Origin of the sequence: Umezawaea sp. (genome assembly GCF_036375055.1) — a bacterium.
Lineage (GTDB): Bacteria > Actinomycetota > Actinomycetes > Mycobacteriales > Pseudonocardiaceae > Umezawaea.
Map to the genome: position 1 here is coordinate 61,901 of NZ_DASUSQ010000146.1, position 25,748 is coordinate 87,648.

The window sequence follows — 25,748 nt, forward strand, 5'->3', positions numbered from 1 at the left end:
CGCTCCCACAGGAAGGGTTTGTTCAGCAAGCTGAACATCTGCATAATGCTCAGCGTGCTGAACGATATGCGTCTCGACTCGAACCGCGCGCTGCTGTGGGGCGTGCTCGCCAGCGCCGTGCTGACGGGACTGGTCTGGTTGGCGGGCACCCGCCTGGGTGGCGTCGTCCTGCTACCGGACCAGGGCGCGTCCTGGTACTACTGGAAGCTGCCCGAGCCGACCGCGTGGACGCGCGCGTCCGCCTGGGTGGGCTACGCGGCGCACCAGCTCGCGGCGTGGGGCCTGATCCACCACGCGCAGACCAGGGTCAAGCGCCACACCCGCGGCCTGCACCCGGTGAACGTGGTCGCGCTCGCGGTGAACTTCGGCTTCGTCCTGCTGCACGCCGTGCAGACGCAGGTCTTCTACGACGGCACCGCGCAGGACGTGTCGATCTTCAGCTCGCAGGGCTCGGTGGTGCTGCTGCTGGTCGTCGTGCTGCTGATGGAGAGCCGCAGGCGGGGCCTCTTCGCCGGCCACGGCCGCCCGTTCCCCGCCGACGTCGTCGGGTTCACCCGCAAGTACCACGGCTACCTGTTCAGCTGGGCCGCGATCTACACGTTCTGGTACCACCCGATGGAGAACACGAGCGGCCACCTCATCGGCTTCTTCTACATGTTCCTCCTGCTCCTCCAGGGCAGCCTCTTCCTCACCCGCGCTCACACCAACCGCTGGTGGACCCTCACCCTGGAGCTGATGGTGGCCGTGCACGGCACGCTGGTGGCGGTGATGAACTCCGGCCCGGACGGCATCTGGCCGATGTTCCTGTTCGGCTTCCTGGGCGTGTTCGTGCTGACCCAGCTGCACGGGGTCGGCCTGTCCACGACCGCGCGCTGGTACGTGGCGGCGGTGTTCGCCGTCGGGGTCGTGGCGGTGTACTCGTGGCGCGGCTTCGACCGGATCGACGAGATCGTCCGCATCCCCGCCATCGAGTACCTGGTGACCGCCGTGGTGGCGCTGCTGGTCTGGGTCGGCATCCGCCTGGCCGCCGCGCTCCGGTGAGGCACCTCCGCTGGGCGACCCCGGTCGCGTGCCTCGGCGTGCCCGCGTGGCTGCTGGCGACCCGCTGGTCCACCACCACCCACGCCCACCCGGCCTACCTGGTCGTGCTGGTGCTCGTCGCCTGCGCCGGGGTCGCCGCGGCGGTGCGCCCGCCGCGTCCGCGCTGGTTCGTCCTGCTCGCTGTCGCACTGCTCCTGGCACCGCTGGTGTGGCTGCGCCCGTTCCCCGCGACGGCGCTCGCGGGGACGGCGCGCACGGTCGACCACGCGACCACGGTCGAACTGGTCCCCTCGGAGCCGGTCCGCGACGGCCTGGTGTTCTACCCCGGCGCCCGCGTGGACCCCCGCGCCTACCTGCGGCTGCTCAGCCCGCTGGCCGAGCGCGGCACGCTCGTGGTCGTGGTCAAGGCCCCGTTCGACTTCGCCCTGCTCACCCCCGGCGCCGCGGAGGACGTGCTCGACGCGCACCCCGACGTCCGGGACTGGACCGTCGGCGGCCACTCGCTCGGCGGCGTCGCCGCGGGCCGGTACGCCGCGACCGGCGATCCCCGCGTGCGCGGTCTGCTGCTGTGGGCCTCCTACCCCGTGGACGACCTGTCCGGCCGCGCGGACCTGGACGTCTGGTCGATCTCGGGTGAGCGCGACGGCTTCACCACACCGGCGGACGTGGCCGACTCGCGCGCGGTGCTGCCGCCGGACACCCGGTACGTCCAGGTCCCCGGCGCGGTGCACGCGTTCTTCGGCGACTACGGCGACCAGCCGGGCGACGGCGTGCCGACCACGTCGAGGGAGACCGCCCAGGAGGCGATCGTCGCGGCGAGCACCGAGGCGCTGGCCCAGCCCCGGACCGCCGATCCGGGGACGAGCGGGCGGTGAACGCCGCCGCCCGGAGCGACGACGCTCGTGGTGCAAGCGAGAACCACGGGAAGGAACCACCATGAAGATCGCCATCGTCACCGGCGGGAACAGGGGCCTCGGCCGCGACTCGGCACTGGCCCTCGCCCGCAGGGGTGTCGACTCGATCATCACCTACCGCTCCAACGCCGAGGAGGCCGACGCCGTCGTCGCCGAGATCGGCGCGCTGGGCCGCACGGCCGTCGCCCTGCGCCTGGACGTCGCCGAGCCTGCGGGCTTCGCCGACGAGGTCCGCCGGGTCCTGAAGGAGACGTGGGACCGCGACACGGTCGACTTCCTGGTCAACAACGCGGGCGTCGCCCACCACCTGTCGTTCGCCGACACCACGGAGGAGGCGTTCGACGAGCTGATGAACGTCCACTTCAGGGGCGTCTTCTTCCTCACCCGGAGCCTCCTGCCGGTCCTCGCCGACGGCGGGAGCATCCTCAACGTGTCCACCGGACTCGCCCGGTTCACCACGCCGGGCTTCGCCGCGTACGCGTCGATGAAGGGCGCGGTCGAGGTGCTCACCCGCTACCTGGCCCAGGAGCTCGGCCCGCGCGGCATCACCGTGAACACCATCGCGCCGGGGCCGGTCGAGACCGACTTCGCCGGGGGCGCGGTGCGCGACAACGCCGACTTCAACGCGCTGCTGGCGTCCCAGGCGGCGCTGGGCCGCGTCGGCCTCCCCGAGGACATCGGCGGCGTCGTGGCGTCGCTGCTGTCCGAGGACAGCCGCTGGGTGACCGGCCAGCGCCTGGAGGTCTCGGGAGGCATCCACCTCTGACATCTAGACCCTTCGTCTATACTTGGACCAAACGTCCAGACGAAGGGTGCCCATGTACCTCGACGCGCGATCCGGCCGGACCTACCCGATCGACGCCCGGCGCTGGCGCGGGGACGACGGGGCACCGCTGACGGTGACCCCGTCGCCCGGCATCGGCCCGGACGACGTCGACACGCGCACCCGCTCGCTCTGGCGCTACCGCGCCGCCCTCCCCGGTGGCATCGAACGGCCGATCTCGCTCGGGGAGGGCTGCACGCCGCTGCTGGAGCGCACGTGGGGCACCACGCCGGTCCACTTCAAGCTGGAGTGGTTCAGCCCCACCGGCAGCTTCAAGGACCGCGGCACCAGCGTGATGATCTCCCTGCTCGCGCAGGCCGGCGTGGACAGCGTCATCGAGGACAGCTCCGGCAACGGCGGCTCGTCGGTCGCCGCCTACTGCGCCGCCGCGGGCATCAGGGCCAGGATCCTCGCCCCCGAGGGCACGTCCCCCGCCAAGGTCCTCCAGAGCCGCGCCTACGGCGCCGAGGTCACCCTCGTGCCGGGAGACCGGGAGGCCACCGCCGCGCAGGCGCTCCGCGACTCGGCGGACACGTGCTACGCGAGCCACAACTGGCACCCGTTCTTCCTCCAGGGCACCAAGACCCTCGCCTACGAGCTGTGGGAGGACCTCGGCTTCACCGCACCGGACAACATCATCACCGTGGCGGGCGCGGGCAGCACGGTCCTCGGCTGCGACCTCGGCTTCACCGAACTGCTGGCGGCGGGCCGCATCCCCCGCCTGCCCAGGCTCCTGGTCGCCCAGCCGCGCAACTGCGCCCCGATCGACGCCCACTTCCACGGCACCGCGGCCGACCTGGTCTTCGCGCCGACGATCGCCGAGGGCACCGCGATCCGCGAACCCGTCCGCCTGCCCGAGGTGCTGGACGCCGTTCGCCGCTCGAACGGCGACGTCGCCACCATCGCGGAGGAGGACATCGCCGGAGCGGTCCGCGACCTCGCGGCCCTCGGCCTCTACGCCGAACCCACCAGCGCCACGGCGGCGGCGGCCATCGAGGTCTTCCGGTCCAGGGGCGCCCTCGCGCCCGGTGAGACCACCGTCGTCGTCCTCACCGGCTCGGGTCTCAAGGCCCCGACCACGATTGCGGGGGTGTTCGCGTGACCGAGGACGAACTGCTGCTGCGCGAGGCGGAGACGATCGCCACCGCGATCGGCCGGATGTTCCCCGGTCTGTGCGAGGTGGTCCTGCACGACCTCCGCGACCCTGAGCACACGGTCCGCGTCATCGAGAACAACCTCTCCGGCCGCCGGGTCGGCGATCCCGCGACGGAGATCGGCGTGGCCCGCATCCAGGACCCGGACTACCCGAACGTCATCCAGAACTACCCCAACACCTTCCCCGACGGCAGACCGGCGAAGAGCACGTCCATCGGCATCAAGAACAGCGAGGGCGTCTACGTCGCCGCCCTCTGCCTCAACCTCGACGTGTCCCTCTTCGCCACCGTCGCCCGCAGCCTGCACAACCTCGTCAGCACCGACGAGCAGCAGCAGCCGCTGACGGAGAACCTGCGCGCCCGCACCGTCGACGAACTCCGCACCCTGGTGGAGGAGTTCGCCGCCACCAGGGGCCAGACCCCCCGCAGCCTCACCGCGAAGGACCGGAAGGAACTGCTGCGCTCCCTCAAGGAGAACGGCTACCTCGACGTGAAGCACTCGGTCCCGGTGCTCACCGACATCCTCGGCGTCTCCCGCGCCACCGTCTACAACTACGTGAGATGACCATGACCACCCCGCACCTGCTCGTCGACCCGACCAAGGTCGAGGCCAACATCGCCCGCCTCGACAACCACATCACCGCACTGGGCTCGACCCTGCGCCCCCACGTCAAGACGGCGAAGTCCGTCGACGTGGCGAGGCTCCTGTTCCACGGCGGAACCGGCCCCATCACCGTGTCCACCCTCCACGAGGCCGAGGAGTTCGCGGCCCACGGCTTCACCGACATCGTCTACGCCGTCGGCATCGCCCCGGACAAGCTGGACCGCGTGCGCGCACTGCGCGCCAGGGGCGTGGACCTGGTCGTGCTGCTGGACAGCGTCGACCAGGCGCACCGCACCAGCGAAGCGAACGTCCCGGCCCTGATCGAGGTCGACTGCGACGGCCACCGCGGCGGCGTCACCCCGGACGACCCGGCGCTGCCCGCCATCGCGGCCGTCCTGGGCGACACGCTGCGCGGCGTCCTCACGCACGCGGGCGAGTCCTACTACTGCTACACCGTGGAAGCACTGGTGGCGGCGGCCGAACACGAACGAGCCACCGCCGTCGCGGCAGCCGAAACCCTGAGGGCGAAGGGCTTCCCGTGCCCGGTGGTCAGCATCGGCTCCACCCCCACGGCCCACGCCACCCGCGACCTCACCGGTGTCACCGAGGTGAGGGCGGGCAACTACGTCTTCTTCGACCTCGTCATGGCGGGCATCGGCGTCTGCACCCTGGACGACCTGGCCCTCTCCGTGGTCACCACGGTCATCGGCCACCGCGAGGACAAGGGCTGGATCCTCACCGACGCGGGCTGGATGGCCACCTCACGCGACAGGGGCACCGCCGCCCAACCAACCGACCAGGGCTACGGCCTGGTCTGCGACGTCGACGGCACCCCCATCCCGGACCTGCTCATGACGGCCGCCAGCCAGGAGCACGGCGTCCTCTCCACCAGAACGGGCTCTCCCCTCCCCGACCTCCCGGTGGGCACCAAGCTCCGCATCCTCCCCAACCACGCCTGCGCGACAGCGGCACAACACACCCACTACCACCTGACCACGACCACCACCACGTGGCCACGACTGAACGGCTGGTAACCCCGTGCGCTTCCTGTCCGAAGAGGACTCAGCAGCCCTGATCACCGAGGAACTGGCCTACAACGCCGTCCGCACGGCACTCATCGCCGCGGTGGCCGACACCAGCACCACCTTCCCCGCCCTACCGGCGCACGCCTCCCAGCCGCACAACAGGTTTACCGTGAAGTCAGCGGCGGCGACGGACGTCGCGGGCGTCAAGATCGGCAGCTACTGGCCGAACAACACCACCACCCCGAGGCACAACTCCACCATCCTCCTGCTGGACCAGGAAACCGGGAAGATCGCCGCGGTGGTGGAAGCGGCCACGGTCAACGCCTACCGCACGGCAGCGGCGGACGCGGTGGCGGCGGACACCCTGGCGAACCCGGACGCCACCACCCTCACCATCTTCGGCACCGGCCACCAGGCCTACTACGAGTGCACGGCACTGGCCAGGATCCGCACCCTCACCACGATCCACGTGGTGGCGAGAACACCGGAGCACGGCCGCACCCTGGTGGACAGGCTCCACGAGGCAGGCCTACCAGCGACCCTGACAGAACCGGAACAGGCGGTGGGAGCCGCGGACATCATCGTCACCGCGACGACAGCACGAACCCCGCTCTTCGACGCCGAGTGGGTGACGCGGGGAACCCACGTGGCCTCCATGGGTTCGGACGCCAAGGGAAAACAGGAACTACCACCAGCCCTGCTGGACGACGCGGCCCTCTTCTGCGACCTACCACCGCAGTCACGAACGATCGGCGAGTTCCAGCACACCACCACCCAGCACCGCATCACCGCCCTGGGCAACGTCCTGACCGGCACCGCTCCCGGCAGGCGGGACGAGGACTCCATCACCATCTTCGACAGCTCGGGCATAGCCCTGCAAGACCTCTACACGGCCACGGCCCTTCTGGCCGAGCAGTAGGGCGCAAGGGCCCGCACAGCACGCGACCGAGGTCGATTCCACCAGGGGACCCGTCCCTCGCCCCGGCAGGTCGGGCAGGGTGGCACACCCTGCCCGACAGCCCCGACCACGAGGTCGAACCCAGGGGTACCAAGCCACACCGACCGTCCCACCACAACGGACACCCGCCACACATAGCAAGCAATACGATTGCACGCCCTGTGCTTTACTGGACCCATGCCCGACACAGCCGATCTCACCGACGAGGAAGTCGACGACTTCACCAAGGCGTGCAACCGGCTCTACGCGCTGATGCACCGCAACCGCAGCAGCCTCGCGGCCACAGCGACAGGCCCCGACCAGCTGTCGGACTCCCAGCTGGTGCTCCTCACCCCGCTCACCGAGCAGGGCGCCATGGCCGTGGGCAAACTGGCCACCCGAGCGGGCGTGGCCCAGCCCACCGCGACCCGAGCGCTCAAGCAGCTGGAGGACCGGGGCTTCGTGGCCCGCAAGCGGATCAGCGGCGACGACCGCACGGTACTGGTCACCCTCACCCCACGCGGTGAATCCGCCTGGCAGGCAGCCGACAACCGCATGCGCACCCTGCAACGCCACGCGCTCGACCAGATCCCACCGGAGCGCCGCACCACCGTGGTGGACGCCCTGACGGAACTGGCCCGAGCGATAGACAGGACGGGTTAGGACCCGCTAGGACCGCAGCAGGTCCGCCACCAGTTCGGCCAGCAGCGCCGTCCGCGCGGGCAGCTCCGCCACCACCACGTGCTCGTGATCGGCGTGGGCGCCACCACCAACCGCCCCGAGCCCGTCCAACGTGGGAACACCGATCCCCGCGGTGAAGTTGCCGTCCGACCCACCTCCCACCGCGACCCGGCCCAACGGCGGCTGCCCGATCCGCACGGCGACCGCCGAGGCCCGCTCGAACAGCCCGTCCGACGACTCCGCCGTCATCGGCGGCCGGTTGGGCCGACCCAGCACCTCCAACCGCGCCCCCGCCAGCACCGGCCGCAGGGCGTGCATCGCCGCGTCCACCCGCACCTGCTCGTGGGCGAACCGAGCGCGCACGTCCACCGCGAACTCCCCCACCGCGGGCACCGTGTTCCCCGTGGTCCCGGCCGCCATCACGGTCGGCGTGACCGTCGTCCCCAGCTCCGGATCGGCCAGCCCGGTCACGGCGAGCACCTGGTGGGCGAGTTCGACGGTGGCGTTGACCCCGCGCTCCGGCTCCAGCCCGGCGTGCGCGGCCAGCCCGTGCACGCGCACCCGGTACATCGACACACCCTTGCGCTCGGTCTTGAGCGCTCCCCCGTCGGCCGACGCCTCCATCACCAGCGCGGCGACGCACCCCGCCGCCTCGGCCTCGATCAGCGCCCGCGAGCTCGGCGAGCCGACCTCCTCGTCGCCGGTCACCAGCAGCGTCACCCCGGCCCGGTCCGCCAGCCCGGCGACGGCGTGCACCGACATCGCGAGACCGGCCTTCATGTCGAAGCACCCCGGCCCGCGCAGCACGCCGTCCTGGACCGAGAACGGGTGCGTCAGCAGCGTCCCGAACGGCCACACCGTGTCGTGGTGGCACAGCAGCAGCACCTTCGTCGGGCCCTCGCCGAACTTCCACCGCAGGTGGCTCACGCCGTCGACCACGATCCGCTCCGGCGCCACCCCGAGCCGCTTCTCCCCGACCCGCGCGACGACGTCGGCCGACGCGGCGACCGCGGCGAGGTCCGCGGACGGCGACTCGCACGTCACCAGTTCCTCGATGTCGTCCACCAGGTCCGGCAACGCACGCACGTAGTCCATGCGGCCCAGGCTAATCGAACGACCCGGCGGACGGCCGAGAACGCGCGGCCGCCTAGCGGGGCTTCGCGGTTTCCAGCGGCACCGCATCCGAGCGGACCAGGCCGAGTTGGACGGACTGGCGGCCGAGCACCGCGTCGAGCGCCCAGTCGACCGCCGTGCGGATGCGGTTGCCCGGCATGGCGAGCAGGTGGTAGCCGCGGGTGACGACCTTCGCCGGGAAACCGGACAGCGGGATGCGCAGGGGGTTGGCCGCGGCGTCGAGGCCGCCGAGGTCGACGACGAAGCCGAGGTCGTGGTGCTTGTAGTCGCGCAGCAGCGCGCCGTAGCCGAGGGAGGCGGCGACGTTCTTGCCCGCGAGCGTGCCCTGGCGGGCGGCGTGCTGGGCGGTCATCGCCGTCACCTCTCCCGGACGGGTCAGGTCGGGGACCGCGGCGGCGTCGCCGCAGGCGAAGACCTCGGGGTGGCCGGGGACCCTGAGGTTCGGCTCGACGCAGAGCCTCCCCTTCTCGGTGCGCAGCCCGGTGGCCTCGGCGACGGGGTCGGGGCGGACGCCGACGCACCAGGCGAGCGTGCGGGTGGCGACGAACTCGCCGCTGGTGAGCAGGACGCCCTCGCGGGTCGCCTCCTTGACCGAGGTGCCCGTGCCGACCTCGACGCCGCGCTTGCGCAGCACCTTGTCAGCGGCGCGGGACAGCCTCGGGTCGAGTTCGGGGAGCACCTTCGGCGCGATGTCGAGCAGGATCCAGCGCATCTTCTGGTCGCGGAGTTCCTTGTGCCGCTTGACGATCGCGCTGGTGAACAGCGGCCCCTGCGCGGCGACCTCGGTGCCGGTGTAGCCGGCGCCGACGACGACGAACGTGCAGCGGGCGTCGCGCTCGGCCCGGTCGTCGGTGGCGGCGGCCAGCTCGACCTGCCGGATGACGTGGTCGCGCAGGTAGAGCGCCTCGGCCACGCCGCGGAAGCCGTGGGCGTGCTCGGCGACGCCGGGGATGGGCAGCAGCTTGTTCGCGCTGCCCGACGCGAAGATCAACCGGTCGTAGGACAGGTCGTGGGTCCCGCCCTCGGGATCGGTGTAGTCGACCGTGCGGTCCTCCAGCGAAACGCTGGTGACCTCGCCGAGCGCGAGCCGCACGCGCGGGAGCGCGGCGGGCAGGGACACGGTGACGCGCCTGGGGTCGACGACGGCGGCGGCGACCTCCGGGAGCAGCGGGAGGTAGAGGAAGTAGTCCGTGCGGTTCACCAGCACGATCTCCACGGGCGCGTCCTTCGGCAGGGCGCGGGAGAGCGAGCGGGCAGCCTGGAATCCGGCGAATCCGCCGCCGACGATCACGACACGGGTCGACTCAGCCATGGGTTCACCTTGGCCTACCCGGAGGTCGACCGCAGCTCGGCGAGATCCGAGACACATTGTGCACGTTTTAGTTGTGCACGAGTTAGTTGCTGACTAGTGTTCACCACGTCAGCTTCGAGCAGCGAGTGAGGGAGCCAGCCATGACCGTCGTACTGGAGCAGGCCGCGCAGGACTTCGCGGACGCCACCGCCAAGCCGCCGTACCTCTTCGACCTCGGCCCCGAAAAGGGCCGCACGACGGTGGACGAGGTGCAGTCCGGCGAGGTCGCCAAGCCGGGTGTCGACATCGAGGACCTGGTCGTCGAGGGCGGACCGTCCGGCGAGGTGAAGGTGCGGATCGTGCGCCCCGAGGGCGTCACGGGCGTGCTGCCGGTCATCCTCTACATCCACGGCGCGGGCTGGGTGTTCGGCAACGCCCACACCCACGACCGCCTGGTCCGCGAACTCGCGGTCGGCGCCAACGCGGCCGTCGTGTTCCCGGAGTACAGCCTCTCCCCCGAGGCCCGCTACCCGGTCGCCATCGAGGAGAACTACGCCGTCGCCCGGTGGATCGGCACCCACGGCGCGGGCAAGGACCTCGACGGCACCCGCGTCGCCATCGCGGGCGACTCGGTCGGCGGCAACATGACCGCCGCGCTCACGCTGCTCGCCAAGGAGCGCGGCGACGTGGCGTTCACCGGGCAGGTGCTGTTCTACCCGGTGACCGACGCCGCGTTCGACACCCCGTCCTACCACGAGTTCGCCGAGGGCTACTTCCTGCGCCGCGACGCCATGCAGTGGTTCTGGGACCAGTACACGACCGACCCGGCGCAGCGCGCCGAGATCACCGCGTCGCCGCTGCGCGCGACCACCGAGCAGCTCGCGGGACTGCCGGCCGCACTGGTCATCACCGGCGAGGCCGACGTGCTGCGCGACGAGGGCGAGGCCTACGCGACCAAGCTGCGCGCCGCGGGCGTGCCGGTCACCGCGGTCCGCTACCAGGGCATCATCCACGACTTCGTGATGCTGAACGCGCTGAGCGGGACCCACGCCGCCAGGGCCGCCATCGCCCAGGCCATCGCCTTCCTCAAGGCCGCCCTCTGAGCCGACGACGCCCGCCCACCGCCCGGCCGTCGGCCGGGCGGCCCCGGCGTTCACCTACCCTGGGAACACCGTAGGCACGTCCTCCCAGGAGACCAGAGCCCGTTGTCCGAGCCCACCCCGTCCGATCTCCGCGCCGACTGCTCGAACTGCTTCGGCCTCTGCTGCGTCGCACTGGCCTTCGCGAAGTCGGCGGACTTCGCCGTCGACAAGGACGCAGGCGACCCGTGCCGCAACCTCCTCGCCGACCACCGCTGCGCCATCCACACCGACCTGCGGCCGAGGGGCTTCACCGGCTGCACCGTGTTCGACTGCTTCGGCGCCGGGCAGAAGACCTCGCGGGTCACGTTCGGCGGCGAGAGCTGGCGGGACTCGACGGACACGGCGAAGCGGATGTTCGCGGTGTTCCCGGTGATGCGCCAGTTGCACGAGCTGCTCTTCTACCTCACCGAGGCGTTGGCGCTGCGCGCGGCCGAGCCGCTGCACGCCGACCTGCGGGCGGCGCTCGACGAGACCGAGCGGATGACCCTCACGAGCCCCGACGCGTTCGGCGCGCTGGACGTGCCGGGCCACCGCGAGGGCGTGAACGCGCTCCTGCTGCGCGCCAGCGAACTCGTGCGGGCGGGCGCGCCGAAGCCGAAGAACCGGAAGGTCCGCCGCGGCGCGGACCTGATCGGCGCGAAGCTGTCGGGAGCGGACCTGCGGGGCGCGAACCTGCGCGGCGCCTACCTGATCGGCGCCGACCTGCGGGGCGCGAACCTCCGCCTGGCCGACCTGATCGGGGCCGACTTCCGCGACGCCGACCTGCGCGGCGCGGACCTGACCGGCAGCATCTTCCTCACCCAGGCGCAGGTGAACGCCGCGAGGGGCGACGCGCGCACGGCACTGCCGCCCGCGCTGAGCAGGCCGGCGCACTGGTGATCACGCGGGCGCGTCCCCGTCGCCGAACATCTTGCGCGAGGCGAACTGCTGGGCGATCCGGCGCAGCGCGATGAAGACGGCGTCGCCCAGGATGGTGCCGACGACGGCGCTCTCCACCATCTGCTCGGGCGTCGGCAGGTCGCCGATGGCTTCGAGGTCGACCTGGGCGACGGCGTCGGCGATCTCGGCGTAGTGCGGGAAGATCCCGAGCAGGTGCGCGTGGCCGAGGTCGCGGAACGTGCACAGCAGGCTCACCAACGACTTGGCGTACGGGTCGTCGGGTTCGAGCCGCCACTGGCGCTGGGCCGCGATCTCGTCGATGAGCCCCTGCGCCCACGCGCGGCTCTCCTCGTCGACCTCGTTCTTCCGGACGAACAGGCCGTGCTGGGCGACGCCGAGCAGTTCGTGCGTCGGAGCCCGGTCGTCTATGGCGCGCACGACGTCGCGGACGTCGACGATCGACAGGCCGCCCACCTCCAGCAGCGCGCGCACCAGCTTGAGGCGCTGGAGGTGCTTCGCCTGGTACTGGGCCTGGTTGGGGCTGGTCAGCTCACCGGCGGGCACGAGGCCCTCACGCAGGTAGTACTTGATCGTGGCGACTGGAACACCTGACTCGGCGCTCAGTTCGGCCATGCGCATCCGGGCCTCCCTTTCGAGTTCTCACCCGGTGCACAGTGTATCGCCGATTACGGATAGTCAAGCTATCCGTTTTACGCACACCCTGCGGAACCGTCCGCCAATTCGCCGGAGAAATGCGTCGTACTCCCACCACCTGACGATTCAGTGACCGAGAAGCGCATTGCCAATCACATCACGAAACGATAAACTGGGACCGTTGTCCAGGTTCGACGAAGTCGTCTCATTCGGGAACACGGCGGCGAAAACCCGAGTTGGCACGCACATGAGCTTGGAATTCGCGGCCGGGCCGTCGGCGACGTCCCGGATCCCGCCCTTCAGGGGCCTCTCCGTCACCATCCACCCCGCTCCGCCCGCCAATGCCGGTGTGGTGACCGCGCGGGGCGAGGTGGACGCGACGTCGGCCGGGCTCCTGGCCGACCGGATCGCCCACGCGAGGCTGTGGTTCACCTCGGTCGTGGTCGACCTCAGCGGGATCACGTTCTTCGCCGCGGCCGGGATCGACGCCCTGGTCGCCGGAGACCCGCAGGCGCTGGTCTGCTCCCCCGCGGTGCTCAAGGTGCTCACGACCTGCGGCCTGGAGAACCGCTGGGAACTGCACCGGTCGACGTTCCTGGCGCTCGCCGCGGGCGTGTCGCTGGACTTCGCGGCGAGCACCGCGAGCACGGCGAGCCCCGGAACCGCACCGCGCGCCGCCGGGACCCACCGGGCCTGACCGAGCCCTAGACCGAGATCAGCTGCCCCCGGTCGTCACGGGCGAGTTCGGTGTCGCGGTCGTCGAACCACACGCCGTCGCTGGCCAGGTAGCGGAAGCACAGCGTCGCTCCGGTTTCGACCCTGACCGCGGTGGACCACGTGCCGTTGGAGCGCCTGACCAGCCGGTGCCTGCCCGGCGTCCAGTTGTTGAAGCACCCCACGACACTGGTGTGCCCCGGCGGGGGATCGGACAGCACGAACGTGATGTTGACCTGGCCGCCGGTCGAGGGCTTGACGCGGATCATGCGGCGGTTTCCTCCTGTGTCGAAGTCACCGACCACCCTGCCCCGGCCCGGCGGACGCCGCCACACGGCTCACCCGGACGTGGGACCGGCCGACCACGGCGGAGTGGTGTTCCACGGTTGGGCTCCCCGCCGCGACCGCGTCGCGACGGGGAGCCCGACCGTCCCGCTACGACACGACGAGCGCGTAGTCCGCGTCCGTGGCGGCCGTCTCGACGTGGCCGTCGGCGTTGACCTGCGTCGCGACCACCTCCACCGTCCACGTGCCCGCGGCGGCAGCGTCCACGAAGACGTTCTCCACGTTGTCGACGGTGTTGGCCGCGCCGCCCGGCGTGGACCAGACCCCCGTGGACAGACCGTTGTTGCCGAAGTAGACCGTGCCGTCGGGCGCGGTGACCTTCAGCGTCAGGTCGTTGACCGTCGCCTGCGCCGCGCCGGGAGTGCCCGCCGGGTCGGTGTAGGCGAGCGTGGCGCGCAGCGGCGCGCTGCCGTCGGAGTCGACGGTGTACCGCTTGCTCTCCCCGGTGGCCAGCAGGTCGGTCTCGTCGACCAGCACCGGCAGCGCCCAGCCGTTCGCCCTCGCCCGCTCGTGCAGGTTGCCGACGCTCGCCGAACCCCAGCCCTGGTGGGTGCGGGTCATGTCGTGCGCGGTCCCGCTGAACGCGTACTGGTTGGCGGTGTTGACGAGCAGAGCCTTCGCCGTGGCCGCGTGCGGGCGGGAGGCGAACACGTCACCGGCCTTGCCCGGACCGCCGGAGAACACGCCGTCGGCCCACATCTGGAACAGCAGCCCCGCGTTGCCGCAGGTGATCGGCGTCGCGCCGCTCGTGCCGCCGAACGACGAGGTGTAGGAGGTGTTGCTGCTCGACGAGGTCGTGTCGATGCGGTCGTAGTAGTTGGAGATGTCCGGCTTGATCCGGCCGTCGGCGGCGGGACCGATGCTGGCACCGCCGTTCCACTTGTCGTCGGCCCGGTCGGCGGTGTTGAAGTGGTACTGCCCGCCCACCGACAGCACGTTCTTCGCCCACGCCTGCGGCCGGGAGCTGCGGGTGCCCGCGTTGCTCTGCGACTGGCAGATCAGCAGGTCGTGGTCGAACACGATCTTGTCCATCTGCGCGGAGATCGACGTGTAGGACGTCGTGAGCGCGTCGCCCCAGCTGTTGCTCTGGAACACCGCGCGGTACGGCCCGGCCGGGTCGACCAGCTCCTTGGTGTGCGCGTAGCGGTCCTTGCCCGAGTAGGTGGCGAAGATGCCCTGCGCGTCGGGCAGCATGCCCCGGTGCGCCGCGCTGACGCCGGAGGCGAAGATCTCGCCGTAGGTCGACGTGCCGTGGCTGGTGTCGGTCGAGTTCGGCCCGTGCGCGACCGGCGGCTGGGCCGCGAACTCCTGGTGCGTGACGCGCAGGCCGCCGTCCATCACCTCGCCCCGCACGCCGCGGCCGGTGTAGCCGCCCGCGGTCTGGATCGCGTTGGCACCGCTGGTCTCCCGCGCGATGGCCATGTCGGTCTCGGGAGCGGACTCCGCGCCGACCGCGATCACCTCGGGCAGTCCGGCGACGGCCGTGACCTGGTCGGCGCCGAGCACCGCCGTGAGGTGCTGGCCGCTCACCGAGACGTCCTCCACCGCGCCGCCGAGCGCGGTGATCCGGTCGGCGACGGCCTTCTGGTCCCGCACGTCCTGCTCGGCCAGCGTCACGAGGTACCGCCCGGCGGCGGCGGTCGTCACGTCGACCTTGTCCGACGGCAGGAAGTCCGCCGTGGCGCGGACGAACGGCAGCTTCGCGACCTGCGCGCGGGTGCGGTCGTTCATCCGCACGACGTAGGCGAGGTCGGGCACGTACGTGCCGATCCTCGCCCCCATCGTCCGCAGCTTGCGCCGCTGCGCGTCGGTCAGGCTTCCCTTGAACTGCACCAGGTACGCGCCGTTGCCGACGCTCGCCGCCGTGCTCTGCGCGGTGAGCGGGTCGAACGTGCGACCGGCCAGCCTGATGAACTGGGGGCCGCCGTCGGCGGGAGCCGGAGCGGACCGCGCCCCGGTCACACCTCCCGCGGCGACGAGCAGCACCGCGAAGAACGCACCCGCGAGCAGGCCGCGTTTTGTGCGCAGCATCAACAACCTCCAGTACGGCAGGGGTTGCCCTGACCGGAGGGTGGACCAGGGCACGTGATCCGAACGTATCGGACGGATATCAGGCGGGTCATCCGCCGAACGACGGGTGCGCGTCTCAGTGAGGCCGGGCGGAACTCGGCGCGAAGTCCGGTCCCGGATGCGGTTTCATGGACCCCATGACGGTTCCGCTGGTGGATCTGACCCCGTGGTTCGAGGGCACGCCGGACGGCCGCGCCGCCGTGGCGGCGCGGATCGACGCGGCGCTGCGCGACTCGGGTTTCCTGCTGGTCACCGGGCACGGCGTCCCGGACGAGCTGCGGGCCCGCACCCGTGCGCTGTCCCGCCGGTTCTTCGCGCTGCCGCGAGCGGTCAAGCAGCGGTACGCGGTCGCGGTCGGCGGGCGCGGCTGGCTGCCGCCCGGCGCGGAGGCGAACGCCTGCGCCGAGGGCACCGAGACGCCCCCGGACCTCAAGGAGTCGTACTCGGTCGGCGCGGACGCCCCCGTCGGCGACCCGGAGGTCGACGGCTTCTGGTTCCAGCCCAACCGGTGGCCGGACGAGGTGCCGGGGTTCGCCGAGGCCTCGATCGAGTACGTGGCGCGGATGCGCGGGCTGTCCGACGAGCTGCTGACGATCTTCGCCGTGGCGCTGGGCCTGCCGGAGGGCTTCTTCACCGACCACACCGGACATCCGACGTACACGTTCAACATCAACTGGTACCCGCCGATCGCGGTGGTCGGCGAGCCGGAGGACGGCCAGTTCCGCATCGGGCCGCACACCGACTTCGGCACCGTCACGGTCCTGGACCGCCAGGTGGGCGTCGGCGGGCTCCAGGTGTTCACCCCCGACGGCGAGTGGGAGGACGCGCCGTTCGACCCGGCCGCGTTCACGATCAACATCGGCGACCTCATGGCCCGCTGGACCGGCGACCGCTGGCGCTCGACCCGCCACCGGGTCCTGCCGCCCGCCGCCTCCGCGCCGGACGAGGACCTGGTGTCGCTGATCTTCTTCTACGAGTGCGACCACGACGCCCGGATCGCGGCCCTGGACGGCAGCCACCCGGAGGTCGTGGCGTCGGAGTACCTGAAGGAGAAGCTGGACGCGATCACGGTGACGTGACGTCCTCGCGCTTGCGGTCCAGGAAGCGCATGACCGGGGTGGCCGTGATGCCGTGGACGACGATCGAGCCGACCACGACCAGGCCGACCACCCGCCACACCGCGCCCTCCTCCAGGAACTTCGCGGCCTCCAGGGCGTACGCGACGTAGAACACCGAGCCGACACCGCGCACGCCGAAGAACGACACCACCACCCGTTCCCGCGGCCCCGTGCGGCCCCGTGCCAGTCCGATCAGGCCCGCCGCGGGCCGCACGACGAGCAGGACCAGCAGCGCCACCAGGATCTCGCGCCAGTGCACGCCCGCGAACAGACCGGTCGCCACGGCGCCGCCGAGCAGGAAGATGATCACCACGGTGAGCAGGCGCTCGATCTGCTCGACGTACTGGTGCAGCACGCGGTGGTAGCCGTCGGACCGCTCGGCGGAACGGATCGTGCAGGCGCAGACGAACACGGCGACGAAGCCGTACCCGTGCGCGAGCTCGGCGACGCCGTAGGCGAGGAACGTGGCCGCCAGCGCGACGAACCCCTCGGCGTGGTGGGCCAGCCGGAACTTCTCCGACTCCGGGGCGAAGAACAGCTTGCGCAGCAGCCACCCCGCGCCGAGCCCGATCGCCACGCCCGCGGCCAGCCGCCACACGACGTCCACCGCGAGCCAGTGCGGCAGCCAGTCGTCGGGGGTCGCGGCGAGGCCGATGGCCAGGTAGGTGAACGGGAACGCCAGGCCGTCGTTGAGCCCGGCCTCCGACGTCAGCGCGAACCGCGCCTCGTCGTCGCTGTCTTCCTCGGGGTCCTCCACGGGTTCGGCGACCTGCACCTCGGTCGCGAGGACCGGGTCGGTGGGCGCGAGCGCGGCGGCGAGCAGCACCGCCCCGGCCGCGCCGAACCCGAGCACCGTCCACCCGAGGACCGCCACGGCGATCATCGTCAGGGGCATGGTGATGCCCAGCAGCCGCCACGTGGTCGCCCACCGGCGCAGCCCCGGCGGTCGGTTCAGGGCGAGACCGGCGCCCATCAGCGAGATGATCACGCAGATCTCGGTCAGGTGCAGCACCACCGAGGAGTGCGCCACGGGGTCCGGGTCTGGCAGCGGGTCGATGACCGTGAAGGACAGCGCACCCGCTCCCAGGAACACCATGGGCATCGAGATGGGCGCCTTGCTCAACACTCTCGGCAGCAGGGCGGCGGCGAGCGTCGCAACGCCTGCCGCCGCGAAGACCACCGGGCCCGCGTCTGCCACGAAGCCCCTTTCGCCGTGTGGAGGAATTCTGTCCGGTTAGCCCGTTCGACGCTCGGCGAAACGTCCGGGGTGGTCGGGTTGACACGGATCACTGATCACCTCGAAGGTGAGGAGTCGGCGCGTTCGGCCTGTCGAGGGGACTCCGATGACGGCGCAGGTCATCTCGATCGTCGTGCTGGCGCTCGTCTTCGTGCTGGCGACCACCCGGTCGACCAACATGGGGGCGCTGGCGTTCGCCGCCGCGTTCCTGGTCGGCACCCTGGCGGGCGGGCTGGACGCCAAGGGCATCTTCGCGAAGTTCCCCGGCGACATCTTCGTCGTCCTGGTCGGCGTCACGTACCTGTTCGCGCTGGCCAGGGCCAACGGGACGACCGACTGGCTGGTGTCGGCGGCCGTGCGGGCCGTCGGGGGCCGGATCGCGCTGATCCCGTGGGTGATGTTCGTGATCACCGGCGTGCTGACGTCGATCGGCGCCGTCAGCCCGGCGGCCGTGGCCATCGTCGCGCCGATCGCGCTGGGGTTCGCCGCCCGCTACGGGATCAACCCGCTGCTGATGGGCGCGATGGTCGTCCACGGGGCGCAGGCGGGCGGGTTCTCGCCGATCAGCGTGTACGGGTCGATCGTCAACGGCCTCGTCGAGCGCAACGACATCCCCGGCGACCCGCTCGTGCTGTTCCTGGCGAGCCTCGGGGTGAACCTGGCCATCGCCGTGGTGCTGTTCCTCGTCCTGGGCGGCCGGCAGCTCGCCCTCGCCGCGGGGGCCACCGCCCCGGAGGAGCCGGACGACTCCCCCCGGCTCGACCCGCCGAGGATCGCCACGCTGGTCGGCCTGGTGGCCCTGGTCGTCGGTACGCTGGTGTTCGACCTGGACGTGGGCCTCACCGCGCTGACGCTCGCCGCCGTGCTGAGCCTGGTCTGGCCGGAGAGCAGCCGCCAGGCCGTCGGCGAGATCACCTGGCCCACCGTGCTGCTGATCTGCGGCGTGCTGACCTACGTCGCGGTGCTCCAGGCGATGGGCACGATCGACTTCGTCGGCAACGCGGTCACCGGCGTCGGCGTCCCGGTCCTGGCGGCGCTGCTGCTCTGCTACATCGGCGCGATCGTGTCGGCGTTCGCCTCCTCCGTCGGCCTGATGGGGGCGCTCATCCCGCTCGCCGTGCCGTTCCTCGCGCTCGGCACCGTCGGCCCGATCGGCATGGTCGCGGCGGTGGCGGTGTCCGCGACGGTGGTGGACGTGAGCCCGTTCTCCACCAACGGCGCGCTGGTGCTGGCGAACGCGAAGGACGTGGACCGCGACCGGTTCTTCAAGCAGCTCCTGGTCTACGGCGGTCTGGTCGTCGCGGTGGCGCCGCCGGTGGTGTGGCTGCTGTTCGTCGTGCCGAACCTCGGCTGACCCGTCAGGTGGACCGGGCCCGGCGGGGGCACCATGGGAACCATGGACCTCAACACCGCGCGGACCAGGGTGGCGTCGAACCTGTTCGCCAGGGTCGCGGGCCCGAACGCCCGTGAGATCCGCTCCAGGGTCCACGACACCCCCGGCCCCCGCTGGTTCGCCGAGGACCGGCCGATCCGCCGCGTCCACGCCGACGCGTCCCTGTTCGTCGGCGGGCTGCGGGCGCTGCTGCTCCAGTCGCTGCACCCGCTCGCCATGGCGGGCGTGGCGGGCCACTCCGACTACCGCGGCGACCCGTGGGGCAGGCTCCAGCGCACCAGCACCTTCCTGGCCATGACCACCTTCGGCGCCGCGCCCGACGCCCAGCGCGCGGTCGACCGGGTCCGCGGCATCCACCGCCGGGTCCGCGGCACCGCGCCCGACGGCCGCGAGTACCGGGCCGACGACCCCCACCTGCTCACCTGGGTCCACATCGCCGAGGTGGACAGCTTCCTGCTGGCGCACCAGACCTACGGCCGCGCGCCGCTGGACCAGGAGGGTCGGGACGGCTACGTGGCCGACACCGCCCGCGTCGCCGAGGCCCTCGGCGTCCCCGACCCGCCCCGCACCACCGCGGAGCTGGCGGACCGCATCGCCGCCTACCGCCCGGAGCTGCGCGGCACCGCGGAGGCCCGCGAGGCCGCCCGCTTCCTCGTCCTCAAGGCCCCGCTCCCCCTCGTGGCCCGGCCCCCCTACGCCGTGCTGGCGGCGACGGCCATCGCCATGCTCCCGCCGTGGGCCCGGCTCCCGCTGCGCCTGCCCTACCTCCCGCTGACCGAGGCCACCGCGATCCGGGTCGCGGGCCACGGGCTGGTCCGCGGGCTGCGGTGGACGCTGGCGACCTGAGGCTCAGCACAGGCGGACGCCCTGGAACAGCGCGGTGGACGCGTGGGCGTTGAGGCCGAAGCGGCCCGCCGGGTACCGCGAGGTCGGGGCACTCGAACAGCCAGTCCGCGGTGAACCCGCCGCGGAACGTCGGCGGAGAGGGGAATTCCGATCGCACCGCCTCCGGGGCGGGAGCGGTGGACGACCCGGTGGCGAGGGTGGCGGCCGCGGTGATCGCCACCAGGACGCCTCGGATGCGCTGAGCAGCGGTCACGGGCTGACCTCCGTCCGACCGGTGGCGGGGTTCCCCCCTGTGACTACCGGTCGGCGGCGAACTCGGGCAAGACGTGCGGCGGTTCTTGTCCGCTCATGACCCGCAATTCACTTCGGCCGGGCCGATTCACCGTTCCGTACCGCTGAACAGCCGAATTCGCACTGTTAAAAAGCCGCGCTTGTCACGAAGTCGTCAATGCGCGAAACATCGGGATCGGCTCGAACACGCCTGGTTGACCGATTCATCGACGGTGCCGTCGACAACGTTCGGGAGGCGAAGATGACCAAGAACGGGCGGGCGTCCGCGGCGGTGGTGGCGCTGTCCGCGCTGCTGCTGCCGACAGCGGGGTGCGGCGGTGGTTCCTCCGGCGGCGAGGTCCTGGTCGGGCTCGTCACCAAGACCGACACCAACCCGTTCTTCGTCAAGATGAAGGACGGCGCCGAGCAGGCCGCGGGCACGACGGGCGCGAAGCTCCAGGCGTTCGCGGGCAGGCAGGACGGCGACAACCAGTCCCAGGTGGACGCGATCGAGAACCTGATCGGCGCGGGCGCCAAGGGCCTGCTCATCACGCCGAACGACTCCAAGGGCATCGTGCCGTCGGTGGACAAGGCCCGCCAGGCCGGACTGCTGGTCATCGCGCTGGACACGCAGCTGGAGCCCGCCGACGCCGCCGACGCCACGTTCGCCACCGACAACTACCAGGCGGGCCTGCTGATCGGGAGGTGGGCGAAGACGACGTTCGAGCGGTCGGGCAAGCCGGTGAGGATCGCGCTGCTCGACCTGAGCCCGAACCAGGTGTCCGTCGACGTGCAGCGGGACCAGGGCTTCCTGGAGGGCTTCGGCGTCGACGTGAAGGACAAGGGCCGGATCGGCGACGAGTCCGACCCGAGGATCGTCGGCCACGACGTCACCGACGGCGCCCCCGAGGGCGGGCGCACCGCGATGGAGAACCTGCTCCAGAAGGACGCGGGCATCACGCTCGTCTACACGATCAACGAGCCCGCGGCGGCGGGCGCGTACGAGGCGCTCAAGGCGGCGGGCAAGGAGAAGGACGTCGTCATCGTGTCCGTCGACGGCGGCTGCCCCGGTGTCGGCGACGTCGAGGACGGGATCATCGGCGCGACCTCGCAGCAGTACCCGGTGAAGATGGCGCAGATGGGCGTCGAGGCGGTGTCGAGGTTCGCGGAGGACGGGACGAAACCGGAGAACACGGCGGGCAAGGCCTTCGTCGACACCGGCGTCACGCTCATCACCGACCACCCCGTCCCCGGCGTGGAGTCGAAGGACTCCGCCTGGGGCCTGCAGAACTGCTGGGGCTGACCGCCATGACCACCACCGCACCCGCGCCGACCGGCGACGAGCGGACCTCGCGGTCGCCGCTGTCGCGCCTGCAACACCTCCTGCACGCCAGGGCCACCATCGGCCCGGCGGTCGTCCTGCTGATCGCGATCGTCGTGTTCGCCCTGCTGTCCGAGCGGTTCCTCCAGCCGGCCAACATCTCCCTGATCCTGCAACAGGTCGCGGTCGTCGGCACCCTCGCCGTGGGCCAGACCGTCGTCATCCTCACCGCGGGCATCGACCTGTCCTGCGGGGCGATCATGGTCCTCACGTCGATCGTGATGGCGAAGGTCGCCGCCGAGACCGGGCTGCCCGGCCTTCCCGCGCTGCTGCTGGGCTTCGTGCTCGGCACCGTGTGCGGTCTGGTCAACGGCCTGCTCGTCACGCGGCTCGCGCTGCCGCCGTTCATCGTCACCCTCGGCACGCTCAACGTGTTCTTCGCGCTGAACCTCTGGTACTCCGAGAGCGCGACGATCCGCGGCGGCGACATGCCGTCGCTGCTGCTGTGGACCGGTGAGACGTTCAGCGTCGGCACGACCCGGATCACCCACGGGTCGGTCATCATGGTGCTCCTGGTGGCGGCGATGGCGTTCGTGCTGACGAACACCTCGTGGGGCAGGCACGTCTACGCGACCGGCGACGACCCGGAGGCCTCGCGCCTGTCCGGCATCCGCACCACGCGCGTGCTGCTCAGCGTGTACGCCACGGCGGGCGCGATCTACGCGCTGGGCGCGTGGATCCTCATCGGGCGCATCGCCTCCGCGAGCCCGCAGGCGGGCCAGTTCGAGAACCTCGACTCCATCACGGCGGTCGTCATCGGCGGCACCAGCCTGTTCGGCGGGCGCGGCGCGATCGTCGGGTCGCTGATCGGCGCGCTGATCGTCGGCGTGTTCCGCAACGGCCTGGCGCTGGCGGGTGTGGACGTGCTGTGGCAGACGTTCGCGGTCGGCGTCCTGATCATCGCCGCGGTCTCGATCGACCAGTGGATCCGGAAGGTGAAGCCATGACCACGCCGATCCTGCGGGCACGGGGACTGGTCAAGCGGTACGGGAGGGTCACCGCGCTGGCGGGCGCCGACCTGGACCTGGAGCAGGGCGAGATCCTCGCCGTCATCGGCGACAACGGCGCCGGGAAGTCGAGCCTCATCAAGGCGCTGTGCGGGGCGGTCGTGCCGGACGAGGGCACGATCCTGCTCGACGGCGAGCCCGTGTCGTTCGCCAACCCCGTCGACGCGCGGGCCGCGGGCATCGAGACGGTGCACCAGAGCCTCGCGGTCGCGCCGTCGCTGGACATCGCCGCGAACCTGTTCCTCGGCCGCGAACGCCGCCGTCCCGGTGTGCTCGGCTCGGTGTTCCGGATGCTCGACCGCGGCGGGATGCGCGAGGAGGCCAAGCGGCAGCTCGACGCGCTCGGCATCATGACCATCCAGAACCCCGGTCAGGCCGTGGAGACCCTGTCCGGCGGTCAGCGCCAGGCCGTCGCCGTCGCCCGCGCGGCGGCGTTCGGCAGCCGCGTCGTGATCATGGACGAGCCCACGGCCGCCCTCGGCGTGCGGGAGTCGCGGGCGGTGCTGGACCTGATCCTCCAGGTGCGCGACCGCGGCCTGCCGGTGATCCTGATCAGCCACAACATGCCGCACGTGTTCGAGGTCGCCGACCGCGTCCACATCCAGCGGCTCGGCCGCCGCAAGGCCGTGGTGGACCCGCGGTCGATCTCCATGTCCGACGCGGTGGCGATCATGACCGGGGCGGTGGAGGTCGAGGACGGGGCGAGCTGACGGCCCGACCCCGTTCGGGACCGCGCGCGGCGGTCCCGAACGGACCCCCGCCTACGGCTCCAGGTCGGTGGCGGCCCGGAAGGACCCGTCCATGTGGAACGGCGTGGACGTGTGCTCGTGGGCGATGCGCCACCGGCCGTCCTCCTTGCGCAGGCCCGCGGTCATCCGGAACCACATCACGAACCCCTCCGGCGACCCGTTCGGCGTGGACGCCATCCGGTTGAGCGCGTGGCAGAACGCCACGTCCTCCCCCGCGGTGACCTCCAGGTCGACCACCGCGTAGTGGACCGGGCCGTCGAACCCCGCGAACCACGCGGCCAGGCCCTCGGCGTCGAGCGCCTCCTGCCCGACGCGGCGCAGCGGCGGCGCCAGGTCGAACGTGACGGCGTCGGCGGTGTAGCGGGCCAGCAGGCGGTCCACGTCCTTCGCCTCCATCGCGGCCTCCACGGCCTTCACCACGGTCTGGATCTGCTCGACGTCGCTGGTCATGATGTGCTCCTCGGGTCGTCCGGATCGATGTCACCGGAGACGTCGAAGCGAGCCGCCCGGCTTCGACACAACGGGTGGAGGACATCCTCGAACCGCGTCGGAGGCAGCCGTGAAGTACCTGATCCTGATCCACAGCAACCCGAGGTCCAGGGCGCTCTGGGAGACCATGGACGACGACCAGCGGTACGCCCTCGGCAAGGGGCACCTGGAGCTGACGGAGGCGCTGGCCGAGTCCGGCGAGCTGGTCGTGTCGGAGGGCCTGGCCGACGTGGAACTGGCGAGGACGGTGTCGGTGCGCGGCGGCGAGACCCTGACCAGCGACGGACCGTTCGCCGAGGCCAAGGAGCACCTGGCGGGCTTCTACCTGGTCGACGTCGAGAGCTACGAGCGCGCCGTCGAGATCGCCGCCCGCACGCCGGACGCGGCCACCGGCGCGGTCGAGGTGCGGCCGGTGCTCGACATGAGCGCCTGGGACCTGTGAGGACACCGTTCGAGGACCTGGTGCGCGACCTCGCGCCCCAGGTCCTCGGGGCGCTCGTCCGCCGCTACGGCGGGTTCGACACGTGCGAGGACGCCGTGCAGGAAGCGCTGCTCGCGGCGGCGCTCCAGTGGCCAGTCGAGGGCGTCCCGGACAACCCGAGGGCGTGGCTGGTCACCGTCGCGTCCCGCCGCCGGACGGAGCTGTGGCGTTCCGAGAGCGCCCGCAGGCGCCGCGAGGAGGCGGTGGCCGCGCGGGCCGTCCCCGACCCGGAGCCGCCGCCCGCCGTGGACGACACCCTGGCGCTCCTGCTGCTGTGCTGCCACCCGTCGCTGACCGGGGCGTCGCAGGTGGCGCTGACCCTGCGCGCGGTCGGCGGGCTCACCACCGCCGAGATCGCCCGCGCGCTGCTCGTGCCGGAGTCGACCGTGGGCCAGCGGATCAGCCGGGCCAAGCAGCGGATCAGGTCGAGCGGCGCCCGGTTCCACCTGCCGCCGGAGGAGTTCCCCGACCGGGTCTCGGCCGTGCTCCAGGTGCTCTACCTGGTCTTCAACGAGGGCTACACCGCCAGTTCCGGGCCGTCCCTCAACCGCGTCGACCTCACGTCCGAGGCGATCAGGCTGACCAGGCAGCTCCACGCCCGGCTGCCGGACGACGGCGAGGTGACCGGCCTGCTCGCCCTGATGCTGCTCACCGACGCCCGCCGTCCGGCCAGGACGCTCGACGACGGCGCGCTGGTGCCGCTGGCCGAGCAGGACCGCGGCAGGTGGGACGCCGGGGCCATCGCCGAGGGCGTGGAGCTGATCACGGCCTCGCTCGCCTCCGCGCCCGTCGGCCCGTACCAGCTCCAGGCCGCGATAGCCGCCGTGCACGACGAGGCCGAGCGCGCGGAGGACACGGACTGGCGCCAGATCCTGGGCCTCTACCACCTCCTCGACGCGGCGGCTCCCGGCCCGATGGTCACCCTCAACCGCGTCGTGGCCCACGCCATGGTCCACGGCCCGCTGCCCGCGCTGGCGCTGCTGGCCGCTGCCGAGGCCGACCGGGCGCTGGCGGGCCACCACCGCGTGCACGCGGTGCGCGCCCACCTGCTCGACCTGGCGGGCGACCACGGCGCGGCGCGGGAGCACTACCTCAGGGCGGCGCGGACGACGTCGAGCCTCCCGGAGCGGCGCTACCTGGAGGTCAGGGCCCGCTCGCGCCCCCGGTAGCGGACGGTGATCACGGTCTTCCCGGCGTCGCCGACGGTCCCCGCCGTGGACAGCACCAGGTCGACCCCTCCGAGCCCGGCGAACGCGTCGGGCGGGTGGACCTTCGCGCAGGCGAGGGCCTTCACGTGCTTCTCCTGCCGTGTTCGAGGGCGTCCGGGGCCGGGGACGGGCCGCCGATTCGCTCTTTGATGTTGCCTTAC

Annotated in this window: 27 protein-coding genes; 19 read left to right on the forward strand and 8 right to left on the reverse strand. The window is 71.8% G+C overall.

Annotated elements, in window-relative coordinates:
- Positions 1-54: 54 nt before the first annotated feature.
- The 8 genes from VFZ92_RS36035 (at position 55) to VFZ92_RS36070 (ending at position 7,161) form a co-directional block, all read left to right on the forward strand.
- On the forward strand, positions 55-1,041 hold the full coding sequence (locus VFZ92_RS36035; protein ID WP_330881393.1) for a hypothetical protein: 987 nt from the start codon (positions 55-57) through the stop codon (positions 1,039-1,041).
- Positions 1,038-1,916, forward strand: coding sequence for an alpha/beta hydrolase (locus VFZ92_RS36040; protein WP_330881395.1), 879 nt, complete (start codon positions 1,038-1,040; stop codon positions 1,914-1,916). Before VFZ92_RS36035 ends, VFZ92_RS36040 begins: the two co-directional genes overlap by 4 nt.
- Before the next feature lie 61 nt (positions 1,917-1,977).
- The gene (locus tag VFZ92_RS36045) at positions 1,978-2,721 is read left to right on the forward strand and encodes an SDR family NAD(P)-dependent oxidoreductase (RefSeq protein ID WP_330881397.1); all 744 of its coding nucleotides are present in this window, start codon (positions 1,978-1,980) and stop codon (positions 2,719-2,721) included.
- A gap of 52 nt (positions 2,722-2,773) precedes the next feature.
- A complete protein-coding gene (locus tag VFZ92_RS36050) occupies positions 2,774-3,880 on the forward strand; it encodes a threonine synthase (protein ID WP_330881399.1) in 1,107 nt (368 codons plus the stop codon).
- Positions 3,877-4,497 (forward strand): helix-turn-helix transcriptional regulator, encoded by a 621-nt coding sequence (locus VFZ92_RS36055; protein ID WP_330881401.1) that lies wholly within the window; start codon positions 3,877-3,879, stop codon positions 4,495-4,497. The genes VFZ92_RS36050 and VFZ92_RS36055 overlap by 4 nt, the downstream gene beginning before the upstream one ends.
- Positions 4,494-5,570: an alanine racemase gene (locus tag VFZ92_RS36060; RefSeq protein ID WP_330881403.1), complete on the forward strand. Its 1,077-nt coding sequence runs from the start codon at positions 4,494-4,496 to the stop codon at positions 5,568-5,570. Before VFZ92_RS36055 ends, VFZ92_RS36060 begins: the two co-directional genes overlap by 4 nt.
- 4 nt (positions 5,571-5,574) lie before the next feature.
- A complete protein-coding gene (locus VFZ92_RS36065; protein ID WP_330881405.1) occupies positions 5,575-6,480 on the forward strand; it encodes an ornithine cyclodeaminase family protein in 906 nt (301 codons plus the stop codon).
- A 216-nt stretch (positions 6,481-6,696) separates the two neighbouring features.
- Entirely contained in the window at positions 6,697-7,161 is a 465-nt protein-coding gene (locus VFZ92_RS36070; protein ID WP_330881407.1) for a MarR family transcriptional regulator, read from the forward strand.
- Between the two features lie 6 nt (positions 7,162-7,167).
- Here VFZ92_RS36070 and VFZ92_RS36075 read toward each other — a convergent pair whose 3' ends face one another.
- Both VFZ92_RS36075 and VFZ92_RS36080 read right to left on the reverse strand, forming a co-directional pair.
- Complete coding sequence (locus VFZ92_RS36075) at positions 7,168-8,274, reverse strand: M20 family metallopeptidase (protein ID WP_330881409.1); 1,107 nt, start codon at positions 8,272-8,274, stop codon at positions 7,168-7,170.
- Between the two features lie 52 nt (positions 8,275-8,326).
- A complete protein-coding gene (locus VFZ92_RS36080; RefSeq protein ID WP_330881411.1) occupies positions 8,327-9,625 on the reverse strand; it encodes an NAD(P)/FAD-dependent oxidoreductase in 1,299 nt (432 codons plus the stop codon).
- A gap of 140 nt (positions 9,626-9,765) precedes the next feature.
- On the opposite strand from VFZ92_RS36080, the gene VFZ92_RS36085 reads away from it, so the two are divergent.
- Together VFZ92_RS36085 and VFZ92_RS36090 are read left to right on the forward strand one after the other, a co-directional pair.
- Positions 9,766-10,707, forward strand: a complete 942-nt coding sequence (locus tag VFZ92_RS36085; RefSeq protein WP_330881413.1) for an alpha/beta hydrolase — start codon at positions 9,766-9,768, stop codon at positions 10,705-10,707.
- Between the two features lie 102 nt (positions 10,708-10,809).
- Positions 10,810-11,625 (forward strand): pentapeptide repeat-containing protein, encoded by an 816-nt coding sequence (locus VFZ92_RS36090; RefSeq protein WP_330881415.1) that lies wholly within the window; start codon positions 10,810-10,812, stop codon positions 11,623-11,625.
- On the opposite strand, the gene VFZ92_RS36095 is transcribed toward VFZ92_RS36090, so the two are convergent.
- The gene (locus VFZ92_RS36095) at positions 11,626-12,264 is read right to left on the reverse strand and encodes a MerR family transcriptional regulator (RefSeq protein ID WP_330881417.1); all 639 of its coding nucleotides are present in this window, start codon (positions 12,262-12,264) and stop codon (positions 11,626-11,628) included.
- 262 nt (positions 12,265-12,526) lie between these two features.
- Here VFZ92_RS36095 and VFZ92_RS36100 point away from each other — a divergent pair, with 262 nt between their 5' ends.
- Positions 12,527-12,976, forward strand: a complete 450-nt coding sequence (locus tag VFZ92_RS36100) for an STAS domain-containing protein (protein ID WP_330881420.1) — start codon at positions 12,527-12,529, stop codon at positions 12,974-12,976.
- A 7-nt stretch (positions 12,977-12,983) separates the two neighbouring features.
- Here VFZ92_RS36100 and VFZ92_RS36105 read toward each other — a convergent pair whose 3' ends face one another.
- A complete protein-coding gene (locus VFZ92_RS36105) occupies positions 12,984-13,262 on the reverse strand; it encodes an isoamylase (protein ID WP_330881422.1) in 279 nt (92 codons plus the stop codon).
- A gap of 166 nt (positions 13,263-13,428) precedes the next feature.
- Complete coding sequence (locus VFZ92_RS36110) at positions 13,429-15,369, reverse strand: S8 family serine peptidase (RefSeq protein WP_330881424.1); 1,941 nt, start codon at positions 15,367-15,369, stop codon at positions 13,429-13,431.
- Positions 15,370-15,545: 176 nt separating this feature from the next.
- Here VFZ92_RS36110 and VFZ92_RS36115 point away from each other — a divergent pair, with 176 nt between their 5' ends.
- Positions 15,546-16,487, forward strand: coding sequence for an isopenicillin N synthase family dioxygenase (locus VFZ92_RS36115; RefSeq protein ID WP_330881426.1), 942 nt, complete (start codon positions 15,546-15,548; stop codon positions 16,485-16,487).
- Here the strand turns inward: VFZ92_RS36115 and VFZ92_RS36120 are convergent.
- On the reverse strand, positions 16,474-17,724 hold the full coding sequence (locus tag VFZ92_RS36120; protein WP_330881428.1) for a cation:proton antiporter: 1,251 nt from the start codon (positions 17,722-17,724) through the stop codon (positions 16,474-16,476). The genes VFZ92_RS36115 and VFZ92_RS36120 overlap by 14 nt on opposite strands.
- Positions 17,725-17,869: 145 nt before the next feature.
- Here VFZ92_RS36120 and VFZ92_RS36125 point away from each other — a divergent pair, with 145 nt between their 5' ends.
- The 5 genes from VFZ92_RS36125 (at position 17,870) to VFZ92_RS36145 (ending at position 23,370) form a co-directional block, all read left to right on the forward strand.
- Positions 17,870-19,117 (forward strand): SLC13 family permease, encoded by a 1,248-nt coding sequence (locus tag VFZ92_RS36125; RefSeq protein WP_330881430.1) that lies wholly within the window; start codon positions 17,870-17,872, stop codon positions 19,115-19,117.
- Positions 19,118-19,159: 42 nt separating this feature from the next.
- Positions 19,160-20,002 carry an oxygenase MpaB family protein gene (locus VFZ92_RS36130; RefSeq protein ID WP_330881432.1) on the forward strand — a complete coding sequence of 281 codons (843 nt, stop codon included), beginning with the start codon at positions 19,160-19,162 and terminating at the stop codon, positions 20,000-20,002.
- A gap of 532 nt (positions 20,003-20,534) precedes the next feature.
- Complete coding sequence (locus VFZ92_RS36135; RefSeq protein ID WP_330881434.1) at positions 20,535-21,575, forward strand: substrate-binding domain-containing protein; 1,041 nt, start codon at positions 20,535-20,537, stop codon at positions 21,573-21,575.
- Positions 21,576-21,580: 5 nt separating this feature from the next.
- A complete protein-coding gene (locus VFZ92_RS36140) occupies positions 21,581-22,600 on the forward strand; it encodes an ABC transporter permease (RefSeq protein ID WP_330881436.1) in 1,020 nt (339 codons plus the stop codon).
- Entirely contained in the window at positions 22,597-23,370 is a 774-nt protein-coding gene (locus VFZ92_RS36145) for an ATP-binding cassette domain-containing protein (RefSeq protein ID WP_330881438.1), read from the forward strand. Before VFZ92_RS36140 ends, VFZ92_RS36145 begins: the two co-directional genes overlap by 4 nt.
- Before the next feature lie 51 nt (positions 23,371-23,421).
- On the opposite strand, the gene VFZ92_RS36150 is transcribed toward VFZ92_RS36145, so the two are convergent.
- Complete coding sequence (locus VFZ92_RS36150; RefSeq protein WP_330881440.1) at positions 23,422-23,859, reverse strand: SgcJ/EcaC family oxidoreductase; 438 nt, start codon at positions 23,857-23,859, stop codon at positions 23,422-23,424.
- Between the two features lie 109 nt (positions 23,860-23,968).
- Between VFZ92_RS36150 and VFZ92_RS36155 the strand changes: the two genes are divergently transcribed.
- Both VFZ92_RS36155 and VFZ92_RS36160 read left to right on the forward strand, forming a co-directional pair.
- On the forward strand, positions 23,969-24,340 hold the full coding sequence (locus VFZ92_RS36155; protein ID WP_330881442.1) for a YciI family protein: 372 nt from the start codon (positions 23,969-23,971) through the stop codon (positions 24,338-24,340).
- Positions 24,337-25,548, forward strand: a complete 1,212-nt coding sequence (locus VFZ92_RS36160) for an RNA polymerase sigma factor (RefSeq protein WP_330881444.1) — start codon at positions 24,337-24,339, stop codon at positions 25,546-25,548. Before VFZ92_RS36155 ends, VFZ92_RS36160 begins: the two co-directional genes overlap by 4 nt.
- Here the strand turns inward: VFZ92_RS36160 and VFZ92_RS36165 are convergent.
- On the reverse strand, positions 25,512-25,673 hold the full coding sequence (locus tag VFZ92_RS36165) for a hypothetical protein (protein WP_330881446.1): 162 nt from the start codon (positions 25,671-25,673) through the stop codon (positions 25,512-25,514). The two genes, VFZ92_RS36160 and VFZ92_RS36165, sit on opposite strands and share 37 nt — an antisense overlap.
- Positions 25,674-25,748: the final 75 nt, after the last annotated feature.